Raw genomic sequence first — 26,400 nt, forward strand, 5'->3', positions numbered from 1 at the left:
TCTATAAAAAACGCTGGCAAGCCCAGCGTTTATCACAAATTATTTTCTCGCCAATGGTGGCACAAAGGTAATGCCCATATCCCAAGGCTGTTCAATCCAAGTATTTTGAGGAATATCAATCACATAGTCATCAACTAAATCCGCTCCCGCAGGTTTTGCGAACACGGTAATGAAGCGGGCATTTGGATAAAGCTCACGAATGGCACGTGCGGTATTTCCCGTATCCACCAAATCATCAACCACGATAAAACCCTCACCGCCATTTGGCACTTGAGCGGCGTGAATAACATTCAGTTCCCCTTGTTGATTATGATCGTAACTGGCGATACACACGGTTTCCACGTGGCGAACACTTAATTCACGTGCTAGCACGGCGGCTGGAAATAACCCACCACGGCTCACCGCAATAATGCCTTTCCATTGCGAAGCGGGAAGCAAACGCTCCGCCAATTTGCGTGCGTGCATTTGGAACATATCCCAAGTTACCACATATTTTTCACTCATAATTCACCTTAACATTAACAAAGAGGGCATAAACCGCCCGATAAATAAAAATTTTGATAGGATAACGCGAAACCGCATTTTATGCTATTATTTTGCGAAATTTTTTTATTTAGGAGACAAAACAATGTCAGAAATTCAACAACTTCAGCCACAATTATTATGGAAATGGTTCGATCAAATTTGTGCCATTCCACACCCCTCTTATCACGAAGAAGCCCTCGCCAATTTCATCGTAAATTGGGCGAAAGAAAAACAGTTTTTTGTCGAACGTGATGAAGTCGGCAATATTTTAATCCGCAAACCTGCCACGAAGGGAATGGAAAACCGCCCGTCAGTGGTGCTACAAGCTCACCTTGATATGGTACCTCAGGCAAATGAAGACACGCCACACAATTTCCAAACCGACCCAATCCAACCCTATATTGAGGGCGAATGGGTAACTGCCAAAGGCACAACCTTAGGGGCGGATAACGGTGTCGGCTTGGCTTCTGCCCTTGCCGCATTAGAAGATGAAAATCTTGCTCACCCAGAGTTAGAAGTCTTGCTCACAATGACTGAAGAGCAAGGAATGGAGGGGGCGATTGGCTTGCGTCCAAACTGGTTGAAAAGCCAGCTAATGATCAACACCGACACCGAAGAAAACGGCGAAATTTATATTGGCTGTGCGGGCGGCATCAATGCCGATTTAACCATTCCTGTACAACAAATCGCCAACCCTTACGCGAACAGCTATCAGCTCGTGTTAAAAGGCTTGCGAGGCGGACATTCAGGCGTGGATATTCATACGGGACGCGTTAATGCAATCAAAACCCTTGTGCGTTTCCTTGCTCATCTCAATCAACATTATCCGCACATCGAATTTGCCATCAGCCAAATCAATGGTGGTTCTGTTCGCAATGCCATTCCCCGTGAAGCCTTTGTTACCCTATCTATTGACGGTGATGTTGCCCCATTACAAAGTGCGGTGGAAAATTTTGAAGTTTTATTAAAAACCGAATTAGCCATTGCCGAGCCTAACCTCAGCCTATTTTTGCAACCCGTTGAAAAAACTGCACAAATTTTTGACCGCACTTCACAAAACAACGTCATCAATCTGTTAAATGCGTTGCCAAACGGCGTCATTCGTCAAAGCGATGCGGTGAAAAATGTGGTGGAAACCTCGCTTAGTTTAGGTGTGATAAACACAGAGGCAGATCAAATCAATGCCACTATTTTGATCCGCTCCCTCATTGAAAGCGGAAAATATTCGGTGCAAGAAACCCTAACTTCATTGGTAGAACTCTGCGGAGCAAGCGTCATCTTCTCAGGGGATTACCCCGGCTGGGAACCTCAACCCGACAGCCCACTACTCGCCCTCACCCACAAAATCTACGCCGATATTTTAGGCTACGAGCCTGAAATCAAAGTGATTCACGCGGGCTTGGAATGTGGTTTGTTGAAAAAAATCTATCCAAACCTAGATGTGGTTTCTATTGGACCAACCATCATCAACGCCCATTCCCCTGATGAAAAAGTGCATATCCCCGCCGTGCAAACCTACTGGGAATTATTAACGAAAATATTGGCTAACATCAAATAAAGACCAATCAAAGTGCGGTGAAAAATAAACGAATTTTTTACCGCACTTTGCTCAATGAATACCTTCTAAAAATCGCTGCGTTATGGCTTTATTCTATTGCTTTTATACACTAGTTCCGCAACATTCTTAACGACCTGATAATCTAAATCAGGTGTATCAGAATTCAGACAATGGAAATTTTTACGCGCATAGGCAATTTTCATTTGCTCGCTTTCGCGTAATTTTTCTTCTGCTACACCGCGTTGAATGCCGTTGTCTGTGTTTTTGGTTTCTGCCACAAAATAGATTTTGCTTTCACCTTTAAACACCACTGCCCAATCTGGGTTGTAATGGCCTAATGGGGTAGGGATTTTAAATTTTTCAGGCAGCTTAAAATAAAATTCCACTTCTTCGCTGGTTTCACAATCTTTAGCAAATTGATATTCGGTTTGGGAATCTAGCGGAATATAGTTTTTATAAATGGTTTTTTGTTTTTCTGCCACTTCAAAAGTGTGATCATTTTTAAAAAATTCAAAATCCTGAAATAGCGTCATTGCATAGGTTTTACCGGTGATTTTTCGGTATTCCACGCCCTCTGCCATGATTTGTTGTAACGCAAGGTTGATTTTTTCGGCAACCAAATCAATAAACTGTTGTGGATTATGGAAAACTTCGGGCAGCCTTTGCGATTGTTGCAAAATCTGGCATAAGCTTATTCGCGTTAATCCTGTTTTGTTTTGCAAGGCATTGAGCAGGTCAGGAATATGGAATGAAGCACGCACATTGGTTGCCCCTGTTGAGCGATATTGTGTGCTTATGCCTTGTTCATTGATGGTTAAATGGGCTTTTTCGTGGCGGATTTGTATCGCTTCAATAGGCGGCATTTTGCGAATTTTTTCCACCGCACTTTTAATTAACTCTTGTTGTTCAAACTTCACCCGATAAGTGGTTTGATACTGAATACGTTCCCACAGTGCTTGAAAATTGGGGTGTAGGCTAAAATCTTTGCGATATTGAACCCGTTTTTTATCTTCACGTTTTTTGATATTGCTCTTGGCAAACTGCACGCCGCATTCTTCTTCAATTTCACGCTGAAGGCTGGTGGCAAATTGTTCATAGCTTTCATTGGCAATCACGGTAAGGATATTTTGGCGGCGATCATAAATCCGTTGCCCCTGCTGATTCACAGGCAGCCTTAATCCACGCCCGATTTCTTGGCGTTTTTTTATTTCGCTGGCGGTATCGTTTAAGGTGCAAATCTGAAACACATTCGGATTGTCCCAGCCCTCTTTTAATGCGGAATGAGAAAAAATAAACCGCAACGGATTGTTTACATCCAATAGCCGTTCTTTATCTTTCATAATCAGGCGATAAGTGTCGTTATCCGCTTGTGTGCTGCCGTTGGTGTCTTTGGCATTGCCTTTTTTGTCTTGAGAAAAATAGCCATTATGCACGCCTTGCGGATCGCTGCCTGAAAGCTCGCGGTAAATGGCATCAAACCATTGGGCGAATTTACCGCCATTGCGGTAATTATCTACTTTGTCGATAAAAAACAGAGAAAGCACTTTAATGCCTTGCTCACGCAATTTTTTCTCTTTTTGCAAATGCTCGGCAATGGTGCGGCGGATTTGCATTTGCTGAATTTCGTCTTTTAATTGGGAATAATCCGTTCCTTGATAAATTTCCACGCCATTAGCAAAGGAAACCATTTTTTGTTCGGTATCCATTCCGCTCAAAATAAAGCCATTGCGGTATTGTTCATTTTGATTGGAAAGCTCGAATAAATCTTGATTGGGCTTGACGGTGATGGCTTTTTTCTTCATCGCCTTTTTGTCGTTCACCAATAATTCAATTTTGGCTGACCAGCTTTTTTTGCCCGTTTTGATTTCTTTCAGCGATAAATACACCCCATTTAAATCATTGTTTGCCAGTACGCAGTCCACCTCAATTTGCTTCACCAAGCCCAATTCGTAGGCTTGCACGGGATTGAGGCTGTAAACAGGGTTGTAGGCATTTTTATGCGTGGCGGAATAACGCAAGGTAAACAATGGGTTTAAACTTTCAATCGCTTTACGGCGGGTTTCAGTTTCCATATTTTGCGGTTCATCAATAATCACAATGGGCGATGCCGTCTGAATATATTCAATCGGGGCAATGCCACTTTCTCGAACCGTATTCATTACATTGTTTTCTTTCGCGAAAGAATCAATATTGATCACCAAAATATCAATATAGTTGCTTTGGGAAAAGTTTTTTAACGCCGTTAGATTGGAACTTTTATATTCATTGTATTGAACGCTGGGCTTATCAAAAACAAGGGAAAAATGATCTTGCGTAGCTGCCAAGGTGTGCAACACGCCCTCGCGAATGGCAACGCTTGGCACAACAATCACAAATTTTTGCCAGCCATATTGTTGGTTTAATTCAAAAATGGTGCGTAAATACACATAGGTTTTGCCCGTTCCCGTTTCCATTTCAACGGTAAAGTTTTTACCCTGCTCGGCAATCAAAGTGCGGTCGGTTTTTGCTTTATTTTGTTGCTCGTGTAAATTGTTTTGCAAAACCGCTTCATTCAACTGCAAAGGGCGATTGCACCCAATGCGTTCATCATTTGGGCTGGTCAAGCCCCAAACTTCTTCTTGTGCCTTCCCTTGCCCTTTAAATAATTGAACCACCGCTTCCACGGCTTGCAATTGATAATCTAAGGTTTCAAATTGAAGTTGCATTTTCTTCTCCTTAAATCACCCATAAAGCAATATTCGCATCGCTCATTTGCAATTCGGTATTTTTCTTGAATGCGTCATCACCGTTAAATAAACGATCCAGCATCACCACTTTTTGCGGTTGGCGTGCCATCACGTCATTGATTAATGGCTCATTGATTTCATTTAATATCAATGCCACTCGCTGATGGTTTTCTTCCACCCAACACACTTGATTTTCCCACCGCACTTTTGCCGTGAGGCTAAAGCCTAAACGCAATAATAATTCATACATCATCGCCTGCGTATCAGTGTTCTCTGCCACAGGGTCGATAAACATTTGCAATTGTTTTTCTAAATCTTGTTCTGTGGGGGATTGCCATTGTTTGAAATGGCTGCCTGAAAGTTTAAAGGCTTTAAACCCCGTATCCATTGTTTTGTCGGGATATTGCTCGGCGATTTGCTTGCCCGCACGGCGAATGCGTTCTTTGGATATTTCGGCAATAGTTTGAAAACCTGCTTTAAAGGCTTCGGATTTTTCGTCCGTTTTTTCAGGCAGCTGCACGCAAATAAAATGGCGATTGCCGCCATCTTCGGCATTGAGTTGCATTACCGCGTGAGCGGTGGTGGCAGAGCCTGCGAAGAAGTCGAGGATTAGGGTGTTTTTATCTGTTTCTGCAAAAGGAATTAGATATTTGATCAAAGAGATAGGTTTGGGGTAAGACATAATATTTTTCCCAAATAGTTTTTCAATATCTTTGGAAGCGTCTTCATTGGTACCGACTTGACATTCAGTTTTGGAGATAATATCAGATGGACGCTTAATTCTTTCTCCCTCTCTTGCATAACGAATGGCAAATTTTTTTGTCTTGATTATAAAACTTGTACCATTATTAATTTCATTATTAACAGTTTCTTGAGTCCATTTAAATTTTCCCCGTATATTAACATCAATGTTAGCCTTACCATTAGTTATAAATAAATCTTCTAATAGTTCAATACGGTCATATATTCCAGATTTAAAATATCCATCAAAGTTAAAATGCACACTATCAGAAGGGAAAATAAGTGTTCTTTCACTATTGCTTTCATTGAGTAATGGCATATCACCTCCCTCTACTACTCCTCCATTATATGTAATACCATTAATTGATTTTTCATAGCATAGAATAAATTCATATTTTCCTCTTATTTTTTTGGATAACGCAGGTGGCGTCGCAGTTTTGTTCCATTTATATATGCCTACAAAATTCTCTTCCCCAAATACTTCATCACAAAGCAATTTCAATTGGGCTTGTTCATTATCATCAATGGAAATAAAAATCACGCCGTCATCACGCAATAAGTTTCTTGCCAAATGCAAGCGAGGCAACATCATATTGAGCCAATTGCTGTGATAATGCCCGTTTTCTTTGCTGTTTTTCACAAAGGCACGCTTAAGCTTGCCCGCTTCGTCTTTATCGCCTACTTTTTCCGCATAATCGGCTTGGCTATCGGCAAAGTTATCTTTATAGATAAAATCGTTCCCCGTGTTATAAGGCGGGTCGATATAAATCATTTTCACAGAATTAAAATAGGATTTTTGCAGAATTTTGAGGACTTCTAGGTTTTCGCCCTCAATGAACACATTTTGCGATTGGGCAAAATCCACACTCTCCGCCTCGCAAGGGGTAAGCGTTTGTTGCGTTGGGGTTTGTAAAACCTGATAGGCTTCGGATTTTCCTGCCCAGTTGAGGGCATAACGATCCGGATTGGTGGCGATTTCGTTGGCAAACAGTTGTCTAAATTTTTCAAAATCGATTTGCTGTTCAGAAAAAATTTCAGGCAGCAAGGATTTGAGTTGCGAGAGCTGTTGCTCCCTTAACGAAAGATGGTCAAGCTGCTGTGCTGTGCTGTGCTGTGCTGTGCTGTGCTGTGCTGTGCTGTGCTGTGCTGTCAGGCATTATGATGTGTCCTTTTTTATGTCAACTTTTTTATCAAAAAATTTTTATTATTCTACAAGCTAGAGCATAAATTAAGAAATAAAATCATCATTTTGTCAATTTTTTACGTTGTAAAATTCCAATGATAAAAATCACCGCACTTTTGTTTCTTGCCTTGAAATCTTTTCCGCCATACAATCCGTTTTTTATCAATAATTTAGGAGAAATAAAATGACACAATCCCATTTTATTTTGCGTCAATCTCGTATCGAGGATAATCAAGAAATCGAAAATGTGATTCAAGAAGCCTTCGCTAATATGCCATTTAGTGATGGAAAAGAAGCCTTACTTGTCCGCCGTTTATATGAAAACAACGAGGTTGTACTGAGTTTAGTTGCTGAAAATGAAGGGAAAATAATCGGACATATTTTATTTAGCCCCGCCACCATTGGACAACAACCCGTGTTAGCCTTAGCTCCCCTCTCGGTATTACCTCAGTGGCAAAAACAAGGCGTGGGAAAAGCACTGATTTTAGCAGCACATCAACAGCTTAAAAACAAGGAATATGCTGCTATCGTCGTATTAGGACACCCTGAGTATTATTCTCGCTTTGGCTATCAAACGGCTTCTCATTACGGAATTACCGCTCCCTTCCCCTTGCCAGAAGGGGTATTGCGTGTTCTTCCCTTTACAGAAACCCCTCCACAAGGAGAAATAATCTATGCGAAAGCCTTTAATTTAGGCTGATAAAAAAGATTAATGCCCATTTATTCAGCTTTGCCAAAAACCTCTGTCAAATGCTGACGGTAATTCGCTAAATATTCAGGCACATTCGGTGATTTAATCACATCATTACAAATAAAGGTTGGCAATGGGGTAAAGCCGAGAAATTCGTTGGCTTTGTGAAAGTGCAGATACACGCCATCAACGCCCACGCCGTTGAAAAAATCACCCTCGCGGGTAAAGGCTTCAATTGGTGCGTTCCAAGTGAGAGAAAGCATATGTTTCCGCCCTTGCAGCAAGCCACCTGTGCCGTAGCCTTCGGTGGGATTGACGCGGTGGCGGCCGTCGCTTTGATACAGTTTGCCGTGTCCGATGGTGAACACTTCGTCCATATATTTTTTCACGATCCAAGGCTCGCCCATCCACCAACCTGGCATTTGGTAGATAACCGCGTCAGCCCAGAGGTATTTTTCAATTTCGGTTTCAATGTCGTAGCCCGCGTCAATATGGGTTTCTTGAACCTGATGCCCCAATTCACTTAACAGGGTTTTGGCTTCGTTGTGTAAGATGGCATTGAGTTCACCGTGAGAATGGCCAAATGCTTTGCCACCGTTGAGTAATAAAATGTTCATTGTTTTTCCTTTTATTTTGCTGAAATAGAAGCCACGCGATGTGGCGATATGTGAGGGATTATATGCAAAAAAATGGAAGAAAAAAACCGAGAAACAGCAAATCACTTTTGCGATTTGCGCAAAAATAATTGTTATTTAATTTTTATTTTGGGGCTGTCCTAGATAACTAGACTAAACTCCCTTTAACCAATTGTTTTAAAATAGAAATTTGACTTTTTATGTTGCTGTAATTAAAACGCCATTCACATTCCTTTAAATAAAGCTCAAAATGCGCTTTTGGGATACCATTAAATTTGCGTAAATGGCGTTTTGCTTGGCTCCAAAAATTCTCAATTCCGTTAATGTGGTTATGATTTTCAGCAAAATGTGTGCTGTGATTGATACGAAAATGACTAAATTCACTCACATCAAGCACGTCATAACTACGATAATTATCGGTGTAAACAATACTATCAGGCTTTACCTGCTCCCGAATAATGGGTAACAAGGTGGCAGATTGCGTATTTGGAACCGCAACGGTATAAACCTTGCCATTGCGCTTGAGAAGCCCGAATACCGCAATTTTCCCTGCCGCACCACGACCACGTTTGCCTTTGCGAGCACCGCCAAAATAACTTTCATCGGCTTCAATTTCACCTTCAAACATCTCTAAGTGAAGGCTGTTTTGATAGATGAGTTGGCATAAACGATGAAAGTAATATGCGGCAGTCGTTTTGTTTACATTGACTAACTCTGCTGCTGTCCTTGCAGTAACACCTGCAACAAATAGCTCAATGAGTTTATTTTGTTTGTGCTGACTTAGACGACTTTTTCTCATTGGTTCATTCTAACCTAAATAGATTTTTTAGTTGTTATCTAGGACAGCCCCTTGATCAATATCGCCGCCTTCGCTCACTTTCACCACAAAGGCTTTGCCCTCTAATTCCACCGTATAAACTGCTGCACCAGTTTTGGCTTGAGAGGAAAGAGCGGTGCTTTTTTGCGATGTTTTTTCGCTCGCACTTTCTACACTTGGAGCAGGTTCAAAGGCATCAGGGTTACCACGATTTTCAAGGAATTTCAGCCCCACTTGTGGGAACAATGCCACAATAAGCACATCGTCAATTTCATTATCAGACAGTTTGATGCTTTTCTCTTTGGCTTGCTGTTTGATTTCGGCAGTGAGTTTTTCCATTTCAGGCTCAAGGTGATCCGCAGGGCGTGAGGTGATTGGCTCTGCACCCTCTAACACGCGTGCTTGCAATTCAGCATTCACAGGGGCAGGTGTACGGCCGTATTCACCTTTTAAAATCCCTGCGGTTTCTTTGGCGATGGTTTTATAACGCTCACCCATTAATACGTTGATCACCGCTTGTGTTCCAACAATTTGCGAGGTTGGCGTTACCAATGGAATATAGCCCAAATCTTCCCGCACTTTTGGAATTTCTTGCAACACTAAATCCAATTTGTCAGAGGCATTTTGCGGTTTTAATTGGCTTTCAAGGTTAGTGAGCATTCCGCCCGGCACTTGTGCCACTAAAATACGGCTATCCACGCCTTTTAATTGGCCTTCAAATTTATGGTATTTTTTACGCACATTACGGAAATAAGCGGCAATTTTCTCTAATTTTTGAATATCTAACCCCGTGTCATATGGCGTGCCTTTTAAGGTGGCAACAAGGGCTTCCGTGGCTGGGTGTCCGTATGTGCCACTCATTGAAGAAATGGCAGTATCTACGCCGTCCACACCCGCTTCAATGGCTTTCAATAAGGCCATTTCTGCCATTCCTGTGGTGGCGTGGCAATGAAGATGAAGTTGCACATCAAAGCGTTTTTTGATTTCACTGACTAAGTGATAGGCTTCATTTGGTGTGAGAATGCCCGACATATCTTTGATCACAAGGGAATCAATACCAATTTCTAACAGTTGTTCTGTGGTATCAAGCCAAGTTTGTAAAGTATGCACGGGGCTTGTGGTATAGCTTAGTGTGCCTTGTGCGTGGCCGCCATTTTTGCGTACCGCTTTCAGTGCTTGTTGCATATTACGCGGATCGTTCATTGCGTCAAACACACGGAACACGCTCATTCCGTTATGTACAGCACGTTCCACAAAGCGATCTACCACATCATCAGCATAATGACGATAGCCTAGCAAATTTTGCCCACGCAATAACATTTGTAATGGCGTTTTTGGCATTGCTTTTTTGAGTTCACGCAAACGCACCCAAGGATCTTCCCCTAAAAAACGAATACAAGCATCAAAAGTTGCACCGCCCCAAGCTTCAAGCGACCAATAGCCGATGTCATCAAGCTCAGCAGCAATAGGTAACATATCATCAAGGCGTAAACGGGTCGCAAAAAGGGATTGGTGTGCATCACGCAACACAACATCAGTTACGGCAATTTTTTTCTTTTCAACTGTCATTGTATTTTCTCCAAATTAATCATCTAAGTTCTTTGGCGATGATGAGCAATCGCCGTCACAATAATAGGGCGTAATCTTTCTAAATCATCTGGTTGAGTGGATTGTGCTTTTATCGGTGCAGGCGGGGTGAGAACAGGCTCGGGAAAAAAGCGGTTTACCAGTTTCGACATTAATCCAATGGCAAAAATTAGGATTAACAAGAAAACCAGCACGAACCCCATTCCCGAAAACATTAGGTTAATGCCCTCTTGCATAAGTTCAACGTTTGTCATTTTTATACCTCAAAGATGTAAAACAGCGTTTCGTATCATATCCTGTTTAGGTTATAAAAAAATTGAACTAGATCACATTGTTGAAAATGGTTTTTGAAAAATTTCCAATAAAAATTTGGAATGATTGGCAATTTTTATAAAAACGTGGAAAATAACCCTTTTGTTGATCAGAGATAAACCGAAATTTAATGATTTTATTTACCAATCTTTCGCTAAAACGTGGACAAACGACCTTACTAGAAAATGCCAATGCCGCCATTAATCCGAAGCAAAAAGTGGGCTTAGTGGGCAAAAATGGCTGCGGTAAATCTTCGCTACTTGCCTTATTAAAAAAAGAAATCAGCCCCGAAAGTGGCGAAGTGAGTTACCCCACAAACTGGCAACTGGCTTGGGTGAATCAAGAGACCCCATCTCTTGCCATTTCCGCCTTGGATTATGTGATTTTAGGTGATCGCCAATATGTGGCATTACAGCAACAGTTAGAACAAGCCAATCAAAACAATGATGGCAATGCCATTGCACGCATTCACGAACAGTTGGATACCATTGATGCGTGGACGATTCAATCCCGTGCAGCGTCATTATTAAACGGCTTAGGCTTTAGCCAAGCAGAATTAAGCCAGCCCGTGAGTGCCTTTTCTGGTGGCTGGCGAATGCGGTTAAATTTAGCCCAAGCCCTATTATGCCCTTCCGATTTGCTCTTGCTTGATGAGCCAACTAACCATTTAGATTTAGATGCGGTAATTTGGTTGGAACGCTGGTTGCAACAATATCAAGGCACATTGGTACTGATTTCACATGATCGCGATTTTCTCGATCCCGTTGTGGATAAAATTCTGCATATCGAAAATCAAAAAATTAACGAATACACGGGCGATTATTCTTCTTTTGAAAAACAACGGGCGGAAAAATTAGCCCAACAAACCGCGTTATACCGCCAACAACAGCAAAAAGTGGCTCATTTGCAAAAATACATCGACCGCTTTAAAGCCAAAGCCACTAAAGCGAAACAAGCCCAAAGCCGAATGAAAGCCCTAGCCCGAATGGAGCTTATTGCCCCTGCTTATGTGGATAACCCGTTTACCTTTGAGTTTCGTGAGCCTTTGGCATTGCCTAACCCGTTGCTTTCAATGGAGAAAGTCAGTGCGGGTTATGAAAATAATGGGCAAATCACGGAAATTCTGAAACAAATCAAATTAAATCTCGTCCCTGGTTTACGCATTGGTTTGCTGGGTAAAAATGGTGCAGGGAAATCCACGCTGATCAAATTATTAGCGGGAGAAATCACCGCACTTTCTGGCAATATTCAGCTCGCAAAAGGCGTACAACTTGGTTATTTCGCACAACATCAGTTAGATACTTTACGTGCGGAAGAAAGTGCCCTTTGGCATATGCAGCAACTCGCCCCACAACAAACAGAACAGCAATTACGCGATTATCTCGGCAGCTTCGCTTTCCACGGCGATAAAGTGAACGAACAGGTCGCCCATTTCTCGGGTGGCGAAAAAGCCCGCTTAGTGATAGCGTTAATTGTTTGGCAACGCCCGAATTTACTGTTGCTCGATGAGCCAACCAACCATCTAGATTTGGATATGCGACAAGCCCTCACCGAAGCCTTAGTGGATTATCAAGGCTCGCTGGTGATTGTTTCCCACGACCGCCATTTATTACGCAACACCGTTGATGAATTTTATTTGGTTCACGATGGGCAAGTGGAAGAATTTAAAGGGGATTTAGCGGATTATCAAAAATGGCTCAACGAACAAAATAGCCAAAGCCAACCCTCTGACAAAACAGAAAATAACAAAGAAAGTAGCAGCCAAAATCGTAAAGAGCAAAAACGTAAAGAAGCGGAACTCCGCCAACAACTCGCCCCACTGCGAAAATCCCTTGCACAATGGGAAAGTAAAATGGAAACCCTCTCGCAAAAACTGGCAGACATTGAGCAACAACTCGCCAACGGTGATCTGTACCAAGCAGAAATGAAAGAAAATCTCACCGCACTTTTAAAAGACCAAGCGGAATACAAAAAACAGCTTGAAGAAGTGGAGTTGGAATGGTTCAGTGTGCAGGAAAATATGGAGAAAATAATGGGGAATTAGACAATCCTATAAATTCTTTTAAAGTTAAATTTATCGGTAAATAGACATTATAGGAAAGGCGATATTGTTGCGTTACTTTTTCAATTTGTGAGCAAGATCACAGCTGTTTTATGATTTTTATCATACCTCCTATTTGATACTGTTCTTTAAACTACAGCAAACTGTTTAAATTAAGATTAAGAAATAAGAACATAATATTAAGGTTCATTGGTGAGTGGTAACAATGGAGAAAGTGATTAATTTCTTATTTCATTTCTAAATTATCACAGGGAGGAAAATATGCAGTTTAACTGGAGCGTAGATGGCAGTATTGTGATCTGCCCCCAAAAAGTTAGACTATATTCTAATTTCATTCAAGGACTGAGTTCTGTATTCCACAGGGCTTAGTCCTTTGAGCTTCACTTGAATACGCTCATTGTTGTAGTAATGAATGTACTCGTGAATCACTTTTTCAAGCTGTTCAAAGGTTTCAAACCGCTTGCCAAAGTAACATTCCGTCTTCAATCGCCCGAAAAAGCTTTCCATCGCACCATTATCAAGGCAATTGCCTTTTCTCGACATACTTTGCGTAATACCGTGTTTTTTCAATATCTCCCGATAACCCATCATTTGATACTGCCATCCTTGGTCGGAATGCAGTATCGGTTTTTCCCCCGCTAATCGGTTCACCGCCTGGGTCAGCATTCTGGTTATCTGCTCAAAACTCGGACTTCTCGCCACATCATAAGCAATAATTTCGTTATTAAACAAGTCTTTAATCGGCGATAAATACACTTTGCCTTCCGCACATTTGAACTCGGTGATATCCGTTACCCACTTCTCATTCGGCATCGTTGCCGTAAAATCCCGTTGCAACAGATTATCGGCAATGTGTCCCACTTTGCCTTGGTAAGAACGATATTTTTTCTGCTTACTTTTTCCTTTTAACCCCAAACGTTGCATTATCGCTTGCCCCCTTTTGTGGTTGATAATCAAGTATTTCCTTAATTCCAAGGTAATTCGACGATAACCATAATTTTCGTCATTTTTGCGATAAATTTCCTCTATTTTCTGTGAAATCGCTACATTTTTATCCGACTTTGGCTTGAGATGATAAAAGAACGAACTGCGTGCCAATCCGATTAGCCTGAGTAACAATTCCAACGGGAAACGCGAGCGTAAGGCATTTACGATGACGGCTTTTTCTGCATTTTTTGTTGGTTGAGTTCCTGCAACTTTTTTAGCATTGCATTCTCCGCTTCTAATTCCAAAATTCGGTAACGCAAGCGTTCTTCTTCTGTTTTGGGCGTTGGTGGCATTTTAGGTGAGTTGAGTTTCATACTTGGACGACCTTTAGGTTTGAGTAATAACCCATCTATACCTTGTTTTTCAAAGCGTTGCAACCATTGACTAATTATCCCTGAACTGGGGATATCAAAGCGAAAGCAGGCGGCTTCAGCGGAGCACTGGCCTTTTTTGATAGCTTGAATAACCTTTAATTTAAACTCAACAGAATAACATCGTTTTTTACCTAACACAGCTAATCCATTGATTCCATTATGATTAAATTTCGCAATCCAACGTGCTAACGTGCTTTGGGGAAGCTGAAAATACTGGCGAGTAAGCGAACGGTTTTTTCCATTTTGATGATAAAAGTCGAGCACTTGTTGTTTGAAACGTTGAGTATATTTAGTCATAAAAAATCTGCACCTTAATCAGTTGGTTGTTTAGTCCAACTTTTGGGGTGCAGATCAGAAATGAAATTAGCTGCGGTGTATGCCATTGCGGATCTTGCCTTGGCAGAGCAAAGCGAAGTGGTTACTTCCGCCTATGGTGGTGCAGAAGTGTCTTTTGGTCCAGATTATCTCATTCCAAAACCGTTTGATCCTCGTTTAATCGTAAAAATTGCCCCAGCGGTCGCGAAAGCTGCGATGGATAGCGGTGTGGCAACCCGCCCGATTGAAGATTTTGATGCCTATTTAGAGAAATTGACACAGTTCGTTTACAAAACCAATCTCTTTATGAAACCTGTATTCGCCCAAGCGAAACAAGATAAAAAACGCGTTTTACTCACTGACGGGGAAGAAACTCGCGTATTGCACGCGGTGCAAGAAATCGCCACTTTGGGCATTGCTCAGCCCGTGCTATTGGGACGCACGCATATCATCGCCGAGAAAATCAAAAAATTAGGCTTACACCTTGAAGCAGGGCGTGATTTTGACATCATTGATATTGAAAATAACCCACATTATGAACAATGCTGGCAAAGCTATTACAACAAGCTGAAACGTCAAGGAATGACACCCGCAGGGGCAAAACGAAAAATGTTGCATAATCCGACCGCACTTGGTTCTGTGCTATTGGAACTTGGCAAAGCTGATGCAATGCTATGTGGATTAGTTGGGCCTTATCCTTCCCACTTGAATGCGATTAAAGAATTTAACGGCGTGAAAGCGGGAGCGATTCCAGCCACTGTAAACGGTTTGGTGCTGCCAACGGGCAACTTGTTTATTGCGGATACCTTTGTTAATCCAAACCCAACAGCGGAAGAATTAGCGGAAATCACCTTGATGTCAGCGGAAGAAGTTCGCCGTTTCGGTATTGAACCACAAGTGGCACTGGTTTCGCATTCCAATTACGGCAGTGCCAATGATGAAAACGCAGTGAAAATGCGTCAAGTGCTAAAACTAGTGCAAGAAAAAGCCCCTGATTTAATCATTGATGGCGAAATGCACTGTGATATTGCGCTTTCCGAAAGTTTACGCAACGAAGTGATGCCAGATAGCCCGTTAAAAGGCGCAGCAAACTTGCTAATTATGCCAACAATGGAAGCGGCGCGTATCAGCCTTAACTTGCTACAAGGCACCGCAACGCCAATCACCATTGGACCAATCTTAATGGGGGTAAATAAAACTGCCCATATTTTAACCTCTGCCTCGTCCGTTCGCCGTATTATCAATATGGTCGCGGTCGCCGCAGTAAAAGCACAGCAAGAAGCTTAAAAAAGAAAAGAGAGTTAGGGCAGATTTTCTGCCCTATTTATTTTGGGGCTGTCCTAGATAACTAGACTAAACTCCCTTTAACCAATTGTTTTAAAATAGAAATTTGACTTTTTATGTTGCTGTAATTAAAACGCCATTCACATTCCTTTAAATAAAGCTCAAAATGCGCTTTTGGGATACCATTAAATTTGCGTAAATGGCGTTTTGCTTGGCTCCAAAAATTCTCAATTCCGTTAATGTGGTTATGATTTTCAGCAAAATGTGTGCTGTGATTGATACGAAAATGACTAAATTCACTCACATCAAGCACGTCATAACTACGATAATTATCGGTGTAAACAATACTATCAGGCTTTACCTGCTCCCGAATAATGGGTAACAAGGTGGCAGATTGCGTATTTGGAACCGCAACGGTATAAACCTTGCCATTGCGCTTGAGAAGCCCGAATACCGCAATTTTCCCTGCCGCACCACGACCACGTTTGCCTTTGCGAGCACCGCCAAAATAACTTTCATCGGCTTCAATTTCACCTTCAAACATCTCTAAGTGAAGGCTGTTTTGATAGATGAGTTGGCATAAACGATGAAAGTAATATGCGGCAGTCGTTTTGTTTACATTGACTAACTCTGCTGCTGTCCTTGCAGTAACACCTGCAACAAATAGCTCAATGAGTTTATTTTGTTTGTGCTGACTTAGACGACTTTTTCTCATTGGTTCATTCTAACCTAAATAGATTTTTTAGTTGTTATCTAGGACAGTCCCTAATTTTTTATTCTTTTTAAATCGCTTTTTCTCTTTTTAGAATGATTTCTACCCAACGTTTAAATGAGAAAATACGATGAATTGGCACTATGTGATCGACAATCTCCCCAAATTTATTGAGGCAAGCCTGCTCACTCTGCACCTTGCCTTTTTGGGCATTTTCTTTTCCCTCATCATTGGGTTGATCTGTGCCGTTCTCACCAGCTATCGTCTGAAAGGGCTGAGCCTGCTTGCCAACGCTTATATTGAGCTTTCTCGCAACACCCCACTTCTCATTCAACTTTTCTTTCTTTATTTCGGACTATCCAAAATTGGCATAAAAGTTGATGGCTTCCACTGTGGCGTAATTGGGCTAAGTTTTTTAGGTGGAAGCTATATGGCTGAAGCCTTCCGTGCGGGCATACAAAGCGTTTCCAAAGGGCAAATTGAATCCGCCCTCAGCCTTGGGCTTAGCCCGTTGCAAGCCTTTATTTATGTCATCTTTCCACAAGCCTTCAGCGTTGCCATTCCTGCCATCGGGGCGAATTGTTTATTTCTGATCAAAGAAACCTCTATCGCCAGTGCGATCGCGGTGGCAGAACTAATGTTTATGGCAAAAGAGCTGATCGGGCTTGATTACAAAACCAACGAAGCCTTATTTTTGCTGGTCGTCTTTTATCTGATCATTCTTCTGCCTTTTTCCTTGCTGCTCCGCTATGTGGAAAAACGCACGAACTACGCCAAACACGGGGGGAGCTAATGGGATTAACCATACTTTTTGAAGGAAATAACCTTGCTCGCCTACTCAACGGGCTAAAAATCACGGCAGAAATCGCTTTCATTTCCGTGCTGTTTTCCTGCGTGTTTGGTGTCTTATTCGGCATTGTGATGACAAGCAAACACACCGTGGTACGCTTTGTCAGCCGTGTTTATTTAGAAACCGTTCGCATTATTCCCCTGCTCGTGTGGCTTTTTATCGCCTATTTTGGTATGGCGAAATGGTTCGGTCTTCACCTCGACGGATTCAGCGTCTGCATACTGGTGTTCATTGTTTGGGGAACGGCTGAAATGGGCGATTTAGTGCGAGGGGCATTACATTCTATCGAAAAACACCAACGAGAATCCGCTTACGCCTTGGGGCTTAACCGCACGCAAACCTTAATTTACATTTTACTCCCCCAAAGCCTCAAACGGGTTACACCAAGTGCGATCAACCTGTTTACACGAATGATAAAAACCAGCTCGCTGGCAATGTTAATCGGTGTTTTAGACGTGGTGAAAGTGGGGCAACAAATTATTGAAACCTCATTATTTCGTGCTCCCTCCGCCGCATTTTGGATCTACGGCGTGATTTTTGGTTTGTATTTTCTCATCTGCTACCCGCTTTCGTTGTTTTCACGCTACATCGAAAATCATTGGGAAAAATAAGGAATCAACAATGGCATTATTACAACTCAACCAGCTCGCAAAACAGTATCAAAAACACACCGCACTTCACGGCATTGATCTCACCGTGAATCAAGGGGAAGTGGTGGTGATCCTCGGGCCATCGGGCTGTGGAAAAAGCACGCTACTACGCTGTATCAACGGCTTAGAACCGATACAGCAAGGGGAAATCCTGCTACAAAATCACGGCATCTTAGGCAAAGATCTCCCTTGGGTTACCACCCGTCAGCACATCGGAATGGTCTTTCAAAGCTACGAATTGTTTTCCCACCTTTCCGTGATCGACAACATTTTACTCGCTCCAATGAAAGTGCAAAAACGCTCGCGTGCTGAAGTAGAACAACAAGCGGACGAATTACTGCAACGGGTCGGCTTGCTGGATCGAAAAAATGCTTACCCGAGAGAGCTATCAGGCGGGCAAAAGCAACGCATCGCCATTGTACGCGCCCTCTGTATGAAGCCCGAAATTATGCTATTTGACGAAGTTACCGCCGCCCTTGATCCTGAAATGGTACGCGAAGTGTTAGAGGTCATTTTACAGCTCGCCAAAGAGGGAATGACAATGCTCATCGTAACCCACGAAATGGCATTTGCTCGCCAAGTGGCAGATCGCATCATTTTTATGGATAGCGGGAAAATCATTGAACAAAGCACACCCGCACAGTTTTTCACTAACCCTAGCTCAGATCGAGCGAAAAATTTTCTCAACATCTTAAACTACGAACCAAGAGGAATTGACTATGAACAAAACATTTAAAAAACTCACCGCACTTTTTGCCACCAGCTTATTTGCACTCGGGCTAACCGCTTGTAATGACAAAGAAAATGCCGAAAATCGGATCGAAGCCCTACAAAAAAACGGTACAGTTCGCATTGGCGTTTTCAGCGACAAACCGCCGTTCAGCTATGTGGATAATCAAGGCAAAAGCCAAGGCTTTGATGTGGAAATTGCCAAAGCTATCGGCAAAGATTTGCTCGGCGATGAAAACAAGGTGCAATATGTGCTAGTGGAAGCGGCGAACCGCGTGGAATATCTCCAATCAAATAAAGTGGATATTATCCTTGCCAACTTTACCGTAACCCCAGCCCGCCAAGAAGTAGTGGATTTTGCCAAGCCTTATATGCAAGTAGCATTGGGCGTGGTGTCCAAAGACGGAGCGGTGATCACCGACGTGAAACAGCTTGAGGGTAAAACATTGCTGGTAAACAAAGGCACAACCGCCGATGCCTATTTCAGCAGAAACTACCCGAATATTAAGCTATTAAAATTTGAACAAAACACCGAAACCTTTGAAGCCCTCCGCGACGGACGTGGCGACGCCCTCGCCCACGACAACACCCTATTATTCGCGTGGGCAAAAGAAAACCCAAGCTTCACCGTAGGCATTAAAAACCTCGGCGATCAAGATTTCATCGCCCCCGCAGTGAAAAAAGGCAACACCCAACTCTTAAACTGGCTCAATGACGAAATAGTCAAACTCGGCAAAAACGGCACACTCAAACAAGCCTACGACAAAACCCTACTGCCGATTTATGGTGATACTATTAAAGAAAGCGATGTTTTAGTGGATTATGCCAACTAAAATCCCCTAAAAGCAAAAAGTGCGGTGTAATTTCCACTATGTTTTTTCGCAATAAAAAACACAAAAAAAATCCCACCGCACTTTGTTTTGTTAGGGAAAACCTTAACCATTTCGCTAATTATTTTTCTTCCAGAGAAGCCTTACAACCCCACCTGCGGGAAATACTTTTCTGTTAAATCCACAAAATCGGTTAAAGAAATTGACCGCACTTTGCTTTGTTTCTTATCCGCCTCGTTATCTGTTTTATTATCCGTAAAGTGCGGTAGGATTTCGTGGAGGTTTCGGGCGGTGAGATCATTTTCCAACGCGTAGCAGGGTACGCTTAGTCGGGCGAAAAGGGCAGGGTGTTTGAGAGGGAGGAGTACGCCGTCTTGCCATAACACAAGACAATCCTGCGGGGTGAGATGAGCGAAGTGGCGGGTGAGGGTTTGGCTGTCATAATCAGCTTTGGCGAAGGTGTAAAGCATAATAATTTCCTGCAAAAAGAATGAAAAAGTGCGTCAAAAAGTCAGCACTTTTTCTGCCTGTTGTAGTTTTTCGATTAATGCGGAACGCGGTAAGATTTCACAATCAAGCAGCCAATCCGCCTGTTCAAGCTGAAAGGCTTGCACCGATTGATGGCACAGGTAACGCTGTTCGATGTCGTATAAATCCAGCAATTTGAAAGCTTGAGTGAAATTTTTTTGCAAAATTTGTTCGCTTTGCTGATTGGCAAGGATATTGAAAACCCCATCATCAAGGAAAAATACCGCAATTTCACTTTCATCACAAAAGGCGGTGGCGGCAAGCAGTGCGTCTAGCCCTTCGCGGCTCGTTGCTGTGCCATAGGGGGCTTGGGTAAATACAAATACCAATTTAATCATAGGGTTATCACTCGGTCAGCGGTTAATACGGCTTGGCTAAATTCCCCTAAGCCTGCGAGTACGAAGCCGTCAGCAAGATTACTTTGTTGTTTGTCTTTGCTACTTAACGCGTCCACCACGCCACGCCGTTGCGAGGCGGCAATGCACAAATGAAGCGGAATCTGGTGCTGTTGGCTGAGGGTTTGCCACGCCTGCTGGAGATTAAATTCATCGTTGGCTGGGTAAACAAAACCATTGCCGTTGCTTACGCCATTTTGGAAGAAAAACACTTGGCTGATTTGATGCCCCTTTTCGAGTAGGGCTTGTGCGAATTGGTAGGCTAAAAATGCCCCTTGCAAGCCATAAACGGGCTGTTTGATCGCCAATACATATCGCATTATTTTGCCTCGTCCTGCTTGATTTGACGGATATATAAATACACCGTATGGCGTGAAATATTGAGCCGTTCTGCCACAAGATTGATGGCGTCTTTGATGTCAAAAATGCCTTTTTCGTAAAGCGAAAGCACGATTTGGCGATTTTTATTATTGTTCGCCACAAGACGATCAGCGGTGATTTCTTCTACCGTTTGTTCAATGGTTTGGCTCACCAATTCTTCTACGGAGCTGGCAAAATTTACGTCAGAGGCTAAATGTTGTTCGGAATCGGGCATTAATGCCTGAATAAACTGCGAAACGGGTACATCAAGATTAATGTTAATGCACAGCAAACCGATAATGCGTTTTTCTCGATTGCGAATGGCGATGGTTACCGATTTCATCAGCCCCGTGCCTTTGGCTCGGGTGAAATAAGGTTTGGACACATTTTCCGTTTGCATTGTTTTGAGGGATTTTAGGGCAAAATCCGTGATGGGTGATCCCACTTTGCGGTGGGTATTATGCCCGTTGGCAATGCAAATGGCGGAATGTTCAAAATCTTCAAGAGAATGCAGCACGATTTCGCAATGGCCGCCAATTAAGGCACTCACGCCGTCCACCACCGCTACATAGGAATGTAAAATCGCACGATCTTCATCAGTAAAAGGGCGTCTATCCGTTAGCATTGGGTTCATCTCAAAAAAGTAGGACAAAAATGCACCGCACTTTCATTATGCTAAAAGTGCGGTGGTTTTGTGGGTTATTTTTTCGCTGGCGTTACGTCTAGCACTTCCACTTCAAAATAAAGGGTGGAGTTAGGCGGAATTGGACCCGCACCTTGCTCACCATAAGCTAAATTAGCGGGGATGAGCAATTCAATTTTGCCGCCTTTTTTGACTAATTGCAGCCCTTCTGTCCAGCCCTTAATCACTTGATTTAATTTAAATTCTGCTGGCTGACCGCGTTGCACTGAGCTGTCAAACACCGTGCCATCAGCCAGTTTTCCTGTGTAATGCACTTTCACCATATCTTCAGGTTTGATCGCTTCACCTGTCCCCGCTTTTTCGATGCGGTACATTAAGCCTGAAGCGGTTTTTTTCGCACCCTCTTTTTTCATAAAGTCCGCGGTGAATTTTTCGTTTTCAGCTTGTACTTTCGCTTGACGTGCTTCATACACTTTGTCGCCAATGGCTTTTAATTTTTCTTGGATTTGTTGATCCGTTAAATCCCCTTTGCCCTCTAAAGCATCGTTCACGCCTTGTAATACGCGGGCTTTGTCGTAATTGATCACATCTTTTTGATCGTTGATTAAGGTTTCAAGGAATTGTTTCCCAGTAGCATAACCCACAGCATAAGAGGCTTCATCATTGAATTTTTTGTCCGCTGCTTGATCAGCAAAAACGGTGCTAGAAACCACCGCACTTAATGCGAGCGTGATCAGTGAATATTTTTGAATTTTTAACATTTTTTGTAATCCTTTATAATGATCGAATGATTTCGATAGGTTAAATTGTATTGTGCAATTTAACAACCTTTATTTAAGGATTATTTATGCAAATTCAAGTTGAGCAAGCAAAACAAATTGCCGAATTAGAAACAAAAGTGGCATTTCAGGAACACGCCATTGAAGAATTAAACCAAGCCCTGATTGATCAACAATTCATCATTGAAAAAATGCAGTTGCGTCATCTCGCTGCCAAATTGAAAGATTTACAGCCCTCGAATATCGCAAGCCAAGCAGAAGAAACCCCGCCACCGCATTATTAAGGCAATAAAAAAGGCTAATCACAAGGATTAGCCAAAATTTATAAGAGGTTCTAATTTATGTTATAGTGCTAAATATTATTCTGCGAAGTATTTTTCTAAATCATCGCTACCACCGATGTACTCCCCACCGATGAATACTTGTGGCACACTGGTTTTACCAGTAATTGCACGCACAGAAATAGTGCTTGCATCACGACCTAACACGATTTCTTCAAAGGTGTAACCTTTCACTTTTAACAACCCTTTCGCTTTCGCACAGAATGGGCAGCCCGGTTTAGTGAAGATAGACACTGAAGGTTTTGCTTGCCAATCAGGTTTTAAGTATTTGATCATTGTATCTGCATCAGACACTTTGAACGGATCGCCTGGCTCATTTGGCTCGATGAACATTTTTTCCACCACGCCATTACGCACAAGCATTGAATAACGCCAAGAACGTTTACCAAAGCCAAGGTCATCTTTATCCACAAGCATACCCATACCTTCAGTAAATTCACCGTTACCATCAGGGATTACGGTGATGTTTTCTGCTTCTTGATCCGCTTTCCACGCGTTCATTACGAAAGTATCATTTACAGATAAACAGATAATATCGTCCACACCTAATGCTTTGAATTCACACGCTAATTCGTTATAACGTGGTAAGTGTGTTGATGAACAAGTTGGGGTAAATGCACCCGGTAATGAAAATAACACGACCGTTTTGTTATCAAATAAATCTGAAGTGGTTACATCAACCCATTGATCGCCTTGACGAATATGGAATGTCACTTGAGGAACTTTTTTTCCTTCCATTGTTGCTGTCATAATCTTTCTCCTATTATGATTAAAATAATGATTTCTTATTGACGGGGTGAATTATAGTGAAAATCGTGATATAGTTACAAACGATTAATACCTATCCTTTTAATTGATTCTTTCTATAATGAGAGGAAATAATGAATATCCGAGATTTAGAATATTTAGTCGCACTGGCTGAACACAAGCATTTCCGCCGTGCCGCCGATGCCTGCCACGTTAGCCAGCCTACCTTAAGTGGACAAATTCGCAAACTGGAAGACGAACTGGGCATTATTTTATTAGAACGCACCAGCCGTAAAGTGCTGTTTACCCAATCGGGCTTATTACTCGTGGATCAAGCTCGCACCGTATTGCGTGAAGTGAAATTACTTAAAGAAATGGCAAGCAATCAAGGTAAAGAAATGACAGGACCATTGCATATCGGAATGATCCCAACTTTAGGACCTTACTTGCTACCTTATATTATGCCACTCCTCAAACAAACCTTCCCTGATTTGGAATTATTTTTATATGAAGCACAAACACACCAACTATTGGAACAGCTCGAAAGTGGACGCTTAGATTGTGCTATTCTTGCCACCGTGCCAGAAACCGAAGCCTTTATTGAAGTGCCATTATTTAAAGAAAAAATGTTGCTTGCAATTTCACAAGAGCATCCTTGGGCAAAAGAGAACAGTATTCCAATGGACAAATTCAAAGGCTGCGAAATGCTAGTGCTTGATGATGGGCATTGCTTACGCGATCAAGCTCTTGGCTATTGCTTCACCGCAGGAGCAAAAGAAAATCCACATTTCCAAGCCACCAGCCTTGAAACCTTACGCAATATGGTTTCTGCCAATGCTGGAATCACTTTAATGCCTGAGCTTGCCGTATTAAACGAAGGGAGTAGAACAGGAGTAAAATATCTTCCTTGTGTTCCCGAACCTTCTCGCACTATTGCACTAATCTACCGACCAGGCTCACCATTAAAGCTTCGTTATGAAAGAGTTGCCAATACGATTAGTACACAAATAAAGCAAATCTTAGCCCTTGGAGAATAAATTAAGAAGGATAAAAATGGTTGGTATTCGAGCACTTCAAAAAGAAAAAACAAGACGGGCATTAATTGAAGCAGCGTTTAATCAGCTTAGTGCTGAAAAAAGTTTTTCTAATCTCAGCCTAAGAGAAGTAGCTAGAGAAGCGGGTATCGCCCCCACTTCTTTTTACCGTCACTTCCGAGATATGGATGAACTTGGCTTAGAAATGGTCGATGAAGCTGGGCTAATGCTACGTCAATTAATGCGACAAGCACGAAAACGCTTGGAAAATGGTGGCAGTGTTATTGCCATTTCCGTTAATACCTTCTTTGAATTTATTACCCATAATCCTAACTATTTCCGACTTCTACTGCGTGAAAGTTCAGGAACATCACAAGCATTTCGTACAGCTGCTGCTCGTGAAATTAAACATTTTATTGATGAACTCACCGAGTATATTACCCAAAAAAATGGTGATCCCTATTATCTTGCCTATGTTCAAGCTGAAGGCTTTGTTACATTGGTATTTACGGCTGGAGCAAATGCATTAGATATGCATAAACAAGAACGCTGTGAGCTACAAGAACGTGTTATTTTACAACTTAGAATGTTGGCTAAAGGTGCTACACTCTACCCTGAGCATAAAGAAGAGTAAAATACGATATCGATTATCACTGTAAATGGATAAAATCAATGCAAAATTGCCATCCTCATAGAGAACCCCATTTTTGTCGCTTTGCGTTACAACAGTTAATGCCCTTTGTGGATCAATTTCCCATCCAATATTTAACGGGTAAACAGGGTTGCCAAATTGCCTATCGGCATTTTGTGCATCAGCAAAGTGCAGTAAAAAAATTGCTAATTTTAGTCAATGGGCGTGCTGAGAATATGCTCAAATGGTCAGAATTAGCCTATGATTTTTATCAATGGGGTTATGATGTATTGCTTTTTGATCATCGCGGGCAAGGTTATTCCCAACGTTTATTAGCGGATAAAGAGAAAGGCTATATTGATGAATTCCGTTTTTATACTGAAGATATGAATGCCGTGATTAAGCAGGTTACTCGCCAATGTGATTATTCGCAACAATATCTGCTCGCTCATTCTTTAGGCTCGCTGATTTCGGCGTATTATTTAGCGAACTATGATCATCATATTCAAAGAGCGGTGCTTTCTTCGCCCTTTTTTGGCTTGCCAACCAAGCATTTATTGCGTGATGAGCTGATCATTAGTTTGATGATGCTGTTTGGACAAGGACAGCGTTATGTATTCGGCAAAGCCCCTTATAAGCCCGCCAACTTACAGCACAATGAGCTAAGTTTTTGCAAAACGCGAATGAAATGGATGAACCGTATCAATCGCTATTTTCCTGAATTAAGCCTTGGAGGTCCAACATTTCGCTGGGTGCATTTGTGTTTAACGGCGATTAAGGGGCTGGAAAAAATCCTGCCACGCATTGAAATTCCCGTGTTGGTGTTGCAAGCGGGCAAAGAAAAAATCGTAGCAAATGACCGACTTGAAAAATTAGTTAGCTGCTTACCGCAAGGGCAACTTATCACGCTAGAAAATGCGAAACACGAAATTTTATTTGAACGAGATCCGCTTCGCACTCAAGCCTTAGAAATGATTAACGCCTTTATTTCCCAGCCCGCCACAACAGCACGCCCAACAAGGTAAAGAACAGGCTTCCGCCTAAATGCAGGGCAATCACAATAACAGCGGTTGCCCATTTTTCTGTTAAAAAATCATTCACCACTTCAGCAGAAAAGGAAGAAAAGGTGGTGAGGCTGCCTAAAAATCCAGTGATTAAAAATAATCGCCATTCGTTGGAAATAGCGGGATATTGCCAGAACACCGCGAGCAGCACGCCGATCAAAAAGCTACCAAGATAATTAGAAAACAGCGTGCCGAGTGCAAAGGAAGCAAAAAGCGGATTAAGTAGCTCGCTTAGCCCCCAGCGGGTGCAAGCCCCAAGTGCTGCTCCACCACTGATTATCAGTAAGGATTGCCAAATTGCCATTTCGCT

At 42.2% G+C, this 26,400-nt stretch carries 26 protein-coding genes and 2 pseudogenes; 12 read left to right on the top strand and 16 right to left on the bottom strand.

Annotated features, from left to right (window positions below; genetic code table 11):
• Nucleotides 1-39: 39 nt before the first annotated feature.
• Nucleotides 40-504: a xanthine phosphoribosyltransferase gene (gene gpt / locus DXZ23_RS02535; RefSeq protein ID WP_017806687.1), complete on the bottom strand. Its 465-nt coding sequence runs from the start codon at nt 502-504 to the stop codon at nt 40-42.
• Nucleotides 505-628: 124 nt separating this feature from the next.
• On the opposite strand from gpt, the gene DXZ23_RS02540 reads away from it, so the two are divergent.
• Nucleotides 629-2,083 (top strand): aminoacyl-histidine dipeptidase, encoded by a 1,455-nt coding sequence (locus tag DXZ23_RS02540; protein ID WP_017806686.1) that lies wholly within the window; start codon nt 629-631, stop codon nt 2,081-2,083.
• An 80-nt stretch (nt 2,084-2,163) separates the two neighbouring features.
• Here the strand turns inward: DXZ23_RS02540 and DXZ23_RS02545 are convergent, their stop codons facing one another.
• Both DXZ23_RS02545 and DXZ23_RS02550 read right to left on the bottom strand, forming a co-directional pair.
• Nucleotides 2,164-4,788 (bottom strand): restriction endonuclease, encoded by a 2,625-nt coding sequence (locus tag DXZ23_RS02545; protein ID WP_017806685.1) that lies wholly within the window; start codon nt 4,786-4,788, stop codon nt 2,164-2,166.
• Nucleotides 4,789-4,798: 10 nt separating this feature from the next.
• Nucleotides 4,799-6,595: a site-specific DNA-methyltransferase gene (locus DXZ23_RS02550; protein ID WP_017806684.1), complete on the bottom strand. Its 1,797-nt coding sequence runs from the start codon at nt 6,593-6,595 to the stop codon at nt 4,799-4,801.
• 322 nt (nt 6,596-6,917) lie between these two features.
• Between DXZ23_RS02550 and DXZ23_RS02560 the strand changes: the two genes are divergently transcribed.
• The gene (locus DXZ23_RS02560) at nt 6,918-7,433 is read left to right on the top strand and encodes a GNAT family N-acetyltransferase (RefSeq protein WP_017806682.1); all 516 of its coding nucleotides are present in this window, start codon (nt 6,918-6,920) and stop codon (nt 7,431-7,433) included.
• A 20-nt stretch (nt 7,434-7,453) separates the two neighbouring features.
• Here the strand turns inward: DXZ23_RS02560 and DXZ23_RS02565 are convergent, their stop codons facing one another.
• The 4 genes and pseudogenes from DXZ23_RS02565 to DXZ23_RS02580 form a co-directional block, all read right to left on the bottom strand.
• The gene (locus tag DXZ23_RS02565; protein ID WP_017806681.1) at nt 7,454-8,041 is read right to left on the bottom strand and encodes an NAD(P)H-dependent oxidoreductase; all 588 of its coding nucleotides are present in this window, start codon (nt 8,039-8,041) and stop codon (nt 7,454-7,456) included.
• 166 nt (nt 8,042-8,207) lie between these two features.
• Entirely contained in the window at nt 8,208-8,858 is a 651-nt protein-coding gene (locus tag DXZ23_RS02570) for an IS1595-like element ISHpa1 family transposase (RefSeq protein WP_017805439.1), read from the bottom strand.
• Nucleotides 8,859-8,915: 57 nt separating this feature from the next.
• Nucleotides 8,916-10,445 (bottom strand): annotated as a pseudogene (gene oadA, locus DXZ23_RS02575) (sodium-extruding oxaloacetate decarboxylase subunit alpha); the annotation flags it as partial.
• Between the two features lie 23 nt (nt 10,446-10,468).
• Nucleotides 10,469-10,717, bottom strand: coding sequence for an oxaloacetate decarboxylase subunit gamma (locus DXZ23_RS02580; protein WP_017806678.1), 249 nt, complete (start codon nt 10,715-10,717; stop codon nt 10,469-10,471).
• A gap of 188 nt (nt 10,718-10,905) precedes the next feature.
• Here DXZ23_RS02580 and DXZ23_RS02585 point away from each other — a divergent pair, with 188 nt between their 5' ends.
• Nucleotides 10,906-12,819 (top strand): ABC transporter ATP-binding protein, encoded by a 1,914-nt coding sequence (locus DXZ23_RS02585; protein ID WP_017806676.1) that lies wholly within the window; start codon nt 10,906-10,908, stop codon nt 12,817-12,819.
• A gap of 336 nt (nt 12,820-13,155) precedes the next feature.
• Here the strand turns inward: DXZ23_RS02585 and DXZ23_RS02590 are convergent.
• Nucleotides 13,156-14,495 (bottom strand): IS3 family transposase gene (locus DXZ23_RS02590; protein ID WP_114995397.1). Its coding sequence is split into 2 segments (ribosomal slippage): nt 13,156-14,045 and nt 14,045-14,495, totalling 1,341 coding nucleotides; the frame shifts between segments, so codons are not numbered across the junction.
• Nucleotides 14,496-14,552: 57 nt separating this feature from the next.
• Between DXZ23_RS02590 and DXZ23_RS02595 the strand changes: the two are divergent.
• Nucleotides 14,553-15,800: pseudogene (locus tag DXZ23_RS02595) on the top strand (phosphate acyltransferase); the annotation flags it as partial.
• A 61-nt stretch (nt 15,801-15,861) separates the two neighbouring features.
• On the opposite strand, the gene DXZ23_RS02600 reads toward DXZ23_RS02595, so the two are convergent.
• Nucleotides 15,862-16,512 carry an IS1595-like element ISHpa1 family transposase gene (locus DXZ23_RS02600; protein ID WP_017805439.1) on the bottom strand — a complete coding sequence of 217 codons (651 nt, stop codon included), beginning with the start codon at nt 16,510-16,512 and terminating at the stop codon, nt 15,862-15,864.
• Between the two features lie 127 nt (nt 16,513-16,639).
• Here DXZ23_RS02600 and DXZ23_RS02605 point away from each other — a divergent pair, with 127 nt between their 5' ends.
• From DXZ23_RS02605 to DXZ23_RS02620, 4 genes are read left to right on the top strand one after another with little or no spacing between them, the layout of a single operon-like run.
• Nucleotides 16,640-17,302 (top strand): amino acid ABC transporter permease, encoded by a 663-nt coding sequence (locus tag DXZ23_RS02605; RefSeq protein WP_017806673.1) that lies wholly within the window; start codon nt 16,640-16,642, stop codon nt 17,300-17,302.
• A complete protein-coding gene (locus DXZ23_RS02610) occupies nt 17,302-17,970 on the top strand; it encodes an amino acid ABC transporter permease (RefSeq protein ID WP_017806672.1) in 669 nt (222 codons plus the stop codon). The genes DXZ23_RS02605 and DXZ23_RS02610 overlap by 1 nt, the downstream gene beginning before the upstream one ends.
• A gap of 10 nt (nt 17,971-17,980) precedes the next feature.
• Nucleotides 17,981-18,745, top strand: coding sequence for an amino acid ABC transporter ATP-binding protein (locus DXZ23_RS02615; protein ID WP_017806671.1), 765 nt, complete (start codon nt 17,981-17,983; stop codon nt 18,743-18,745).
• Nucleotides 18,729-19,571 carry a cysteine ABC transporter substrate-binding protein gene (locus DXZ23_RS02620; protein ID WP_017806670.1) on the top strand — a complete coding sequence of 281 codons (843 nt, stop codon included), beginning with the start codon at nt 18,729-18,731 and terminating at the stop codon, nt 19,569-19,571. Before DXZ23_RS02615 ends, DXZ23_RS02620 begins: the two co-directional genes overlap by 17 nt.
• 140 nt (nt 19,572-19,711) lie before the next feature.
• On the opposite strand, the gene DXZ23_RS02625 is transcribed toward DXZ23_RS02620, so the two are convergent.
• The 5 genes from DXZ23_RS02625 to bamJ form a co-directional block, all read right to left on the bottom strand.
• Nucleotides 19,712-20,038 (bottom strand): DsrH/TusB family sulfur relay protein, encoded by a 327-nt coding sequence (locus tag DXZ23_RS02625; protein ID WP_017806669.1) that lies wholly within the window; start codon nt 20,036-20,038, stop codon nt 19,712-19,714.
• Nucleotides 20,039-20,071: 33 nt separating this feature from the next.
• On the bottom strand, nt 20,072-20,434 hold the full coding sequence (gene tusC, locus DXZ23_RS02630) for a sulfurtransferase complex subunit TusC (RefSeq protein WP_017806668.1): 363 nt from the start codon (nt 20,432-20,434) through the stop codon (nt 20,072-20,074).
• Complete coding sequence (tusD, locus tag DXZ23_RS02635; RefSeq protein WP_017806667.1) at nt 20,431-20,811, bottom strand: sulfurtransferase complex subunit TusD; 381 nt, start codon at nt 20,809-20,811, stop codon at nt 20,431-20,433. Before tusD ends, tusC begins: the two co-directional genes overlap by 4 nt.
• Nucleotides 20,811-21,476, bottom strand: coding sequence for a helix-turn-helix transcriptional regulator (locus DXZ23_RS02640; RefSeq protein ID WP_026138567.1), 666 nt, complete (start codon nt 21,474-21,476; stop codon nt 20,811-20,813). The genes tusD and DXZ23_RS02640 overlap by 1 nt, the downstream gene beginning before the upstream one ends.
• Before the next feature lie 74 nt (nt 21,477-21,550).
• Nucleotides 21,551-22,255: a BamJ family beta-barrel-assembly machinery protein gene (gene bamJ / locus DXZ23_RS02645; RefSeq protein WP_017806665.1), complete on the bottom strand. Its 705-nt coding sequence runs from the start codon at nt 22,253-22,255 to the stop codon at nt 21,551-21,553.
• A gap of 86 nt (nt 22,256-22,341) precedes the next feature.
• Here bamJ and DXZ23_RS02650 point away from each other — a divergent pair, with 86 nt between their 5' ends.
• The gene (locus DXZ23_RS02650) at nt 22,342-22,557 is read left to right on the top strand and encodes a SlyX family protein (RefSeq protein ID WP_017806664.1); all 216 of its coding nucleotides are present in this window, start codon (nt 22,342-22,344) and stop codon (nt 22,555-22,557) included.
• Nucleotides 22,558-22,632: 75 nt separating this feature from the next.
• Here the strand turns inward: DXZ23_RS02650 and DXZ23_RS02655 are convergent, their stop codons facing one another.
• Nucleotides 22,633-23,364: a glutathione peroxidase gene (locus tag DXZ23_RS02655; RefSeq protein WP_017806663.1), complete on the bottom strand. Its 732-nt coding sequence runs from the start codon at nt 23,362-23,364 to the stop codon at nt 22,633-22,635.
• Nucleotides 23,365-23,495: 131 nt separating this feature from the next.
• Here DXZ23_RS02655 and oxyR point away from each other — a divergent pair, with 131 nt between their 5' ends.
• From oxyR to DXZ23_RS02670, 3 genes are read left to right on the top strand one after another with little or no spacing between them, the layout of a single operon-like run.
• Nucleotides 23,496-24,398: a DNA-binding transcriptional regulator OxyR gene (oxyR, locus tag DXZ23_RS02660; protein ID WP_017806662.1), complete on the top strand. Its 903-nt coding sequence runs from the start codon at nt 23,496-23,498 to the stop codon at nt 24,396-24,398.
• A 16-nt stretch (nt 24,399-24,414) separates the two neighbouring features.
• Entirely contained in the window at nt 24,415-25,029 is a 615-nt protein-coding gene (gene fabR / locus DXZ23_RS02665) for an HTH-type transcriptional repressor FabR (protein ID WP_017806661.1), read from the top strand.
• Between the two features lie 38 nt (nt 25,030-25,067).
• Nucleotides 25,068-26,051: an alpha/beta fold hydrolase gene (locus tag DXZ23_RS02670; RefSeq protein ID WP_017806660.1), complete on the top strand. Its 984-nt coding sequence runs from the start codon at nt 25,068-25,070 to the stop codon at nt 26,049-26,051.
• Here the strand turns inward: DXZ23_RS02670 and crcB are convergent.
• Entirely contained in the window at nt 26,011-26,394 is a 384-nt protein-coding gene (gene crcB / locus DXZ23_RS02675) for a fluoride efflux transporter CrcB (protein ID WP_017806659.1), read from the bottom strand. The two genes, DXZ23_RS02670 and crcB, sit on opposite strands and share 41 nt — an antisense overlap.
• Between the last annotated feature and the right edge of the window lie 6 nt (nt 26,395-26,400).

Source organism: Avibacterium paragallinarum (assembly GCF_900450705.1).
GTDB lineage: Bacteria > Pseudomonadota > Gammaproteobacteria > Enterobacterales > Pasteurellaceae > Avibacterium > Avibacterium paragallinarum.

Coding starts and splice junctions, on each gene's coding strand:
- DXZ23_RS02580 (WP_017806678.1), bottom strand. CDS start 10,717: ATGACAAACGTTGAACTTATGCAAGAGGGCATTAACCTAATGTTTTCG.
- DXZ23_RS02655 (WP_017806663.1), bottom strand. CDS start 23,364: ATGACAGCAACAATGGAAGGAAAAAAAGTTCCTCAAGTGACATTCCAT.
- bamJ (WP_017806665.1), bottom strand. CDS start 22,255: ATGTTAAAAATTCAAAAATATTCACTGATCACGCTCGCATTAAGTGCG.
- fabR (WP_017806661.1), top strand. CDS start 24,415: ATGGTTGGTATTCGAGCACTTCAAAAAGAAAAAACAAGACGGGCATTA.
- DXZ23_RS02615 (WP_017806671.1), top strand. CDS start 17,981: ATGGCATTATTACAACTCAACCAGCTCGCAAAACAGTATCAAAAACAC.
- DXZ23_RS02600 (WP_017805439.1), bottom strand. CDS start 16,512: ATGAGAAAAAGTCGTCTAAGTCAGCACAAACAAAATAAACTCATTGAG.
- DXZ23_RS02610 (WP_017806672.1), top strand. CDS start 17,302: ATGGGATTAACCATACTTTTTGAAGGAAATAACCTTGCTCGCCTACTC.
- tusC (WP_017806668.1), bottom strand. CDS start 20,434: ATGATTAAATTGGTATTTGTATTTACCCAAGCCCCCTATGGCACAGCA.
- tusD (WP_017806667.1), bottom strand. CDS start 20,811: ATGCGATATGTATTGGCGATCAAACAGCCCGTTTATGGCTTGCAAGGG.
- DXZ23_RS02620 (WP_017806670.1), top strand. CDS start 18,729: ATGAACAAAACATTTAAAAAACTCACCGCACTTTTTGCCACCAGCTTA.
- DXZ23_RS02560 (WP_017806682.1), top strand. CDS start 6,918: ATGACACAATCCCATTTTATTTTGCGTCAATCTCGTATCGAGGATAAT.
- DXZ23_RS02670 (WP_017806660.1), top strand. CDS start 25,068: ATGCAAAATTGCCATCCTCATAGAGAACCCCATTTTTGTCGCTTTGCG.
- oxyR (WP_017806662.1), top strand. CDS start 23,496: ATGAATATCCGAGATTTAGAATATTTAGTCGCACTGGCTGAACACAAG.
- DXZ23_RS02565 (WP_017806681.1), bottom strand. CDS start 8,041: ATGAACATTTTATTACTCAACGGTGGCAAAGCATTTGGCCATTCTCAC.
- DXZ23_RS02545 (WP_017806685.1), bottom strand. CDS start 4,788: ATGCAACTTCAATTTGAAACCTTAGATTATCAATTGCAAGCCGTGGAA.
- gpt (WP_017806687.1), bottom strand. CDS start 504: ATGAGTGAAAAATATGTGGTAACTTGGGATATGTTCCAAATGCACGCA.
- DXZ23_RS02650 (WP_017806664.1), top strand. CDS start 22,342: ATGCAAATTCAAGTTGAGCAAGCAAAACAAATTGCCGAATTAGAAACA.
- DXZ23_RS02625 (WP_017806669.1), bottom strand. CDS start 20,038: ATGCTTTACACCTTCGCCAAAGCTGATTATGACAGCCAAACCCTCACC.
- crcB (WP_017806659.1), bottom strand. CDS start 26,394: ATGGCAATTTGGCAATCCTTACTGATAATCAGTGGTGGAGCAGCACTT.
- DXZ23_RS02540 (WP_017806686.1), top strand. CDS start 629: ATGTCAGAAATTCAACAACTTCAGCCACAATTATTATGGAAATGGTTC.
- DXZ23_RS02585 (WP_017806676.1), top strand. CDS start 10,906: ATGATTTTATTTACCAATCTTTCGCTAAAACGTGGACAAACGACCTTA.
- DXZ23_RS02640 (WP_026138567.1), bottom strand. CDS start 21,476: ATGCTAACGGATAGACGCCCTTTTACTGATGAAGATCGTGCGATTTTA.
- DXZ23_RS02605 (WP_017806673.1), top strand. CDS start 16,640: ATGAATTGGCACTATGTGATCGACAATCTCCCCAAATTTATTGAGGCA.
- DXZ23_RS02570 (WP_017805439.1), bottom strand. CDS start 8,858: ATGAGAAAAAGTCGTCTAAGTCAGCACAAACAAAATAAACTCATTGAG.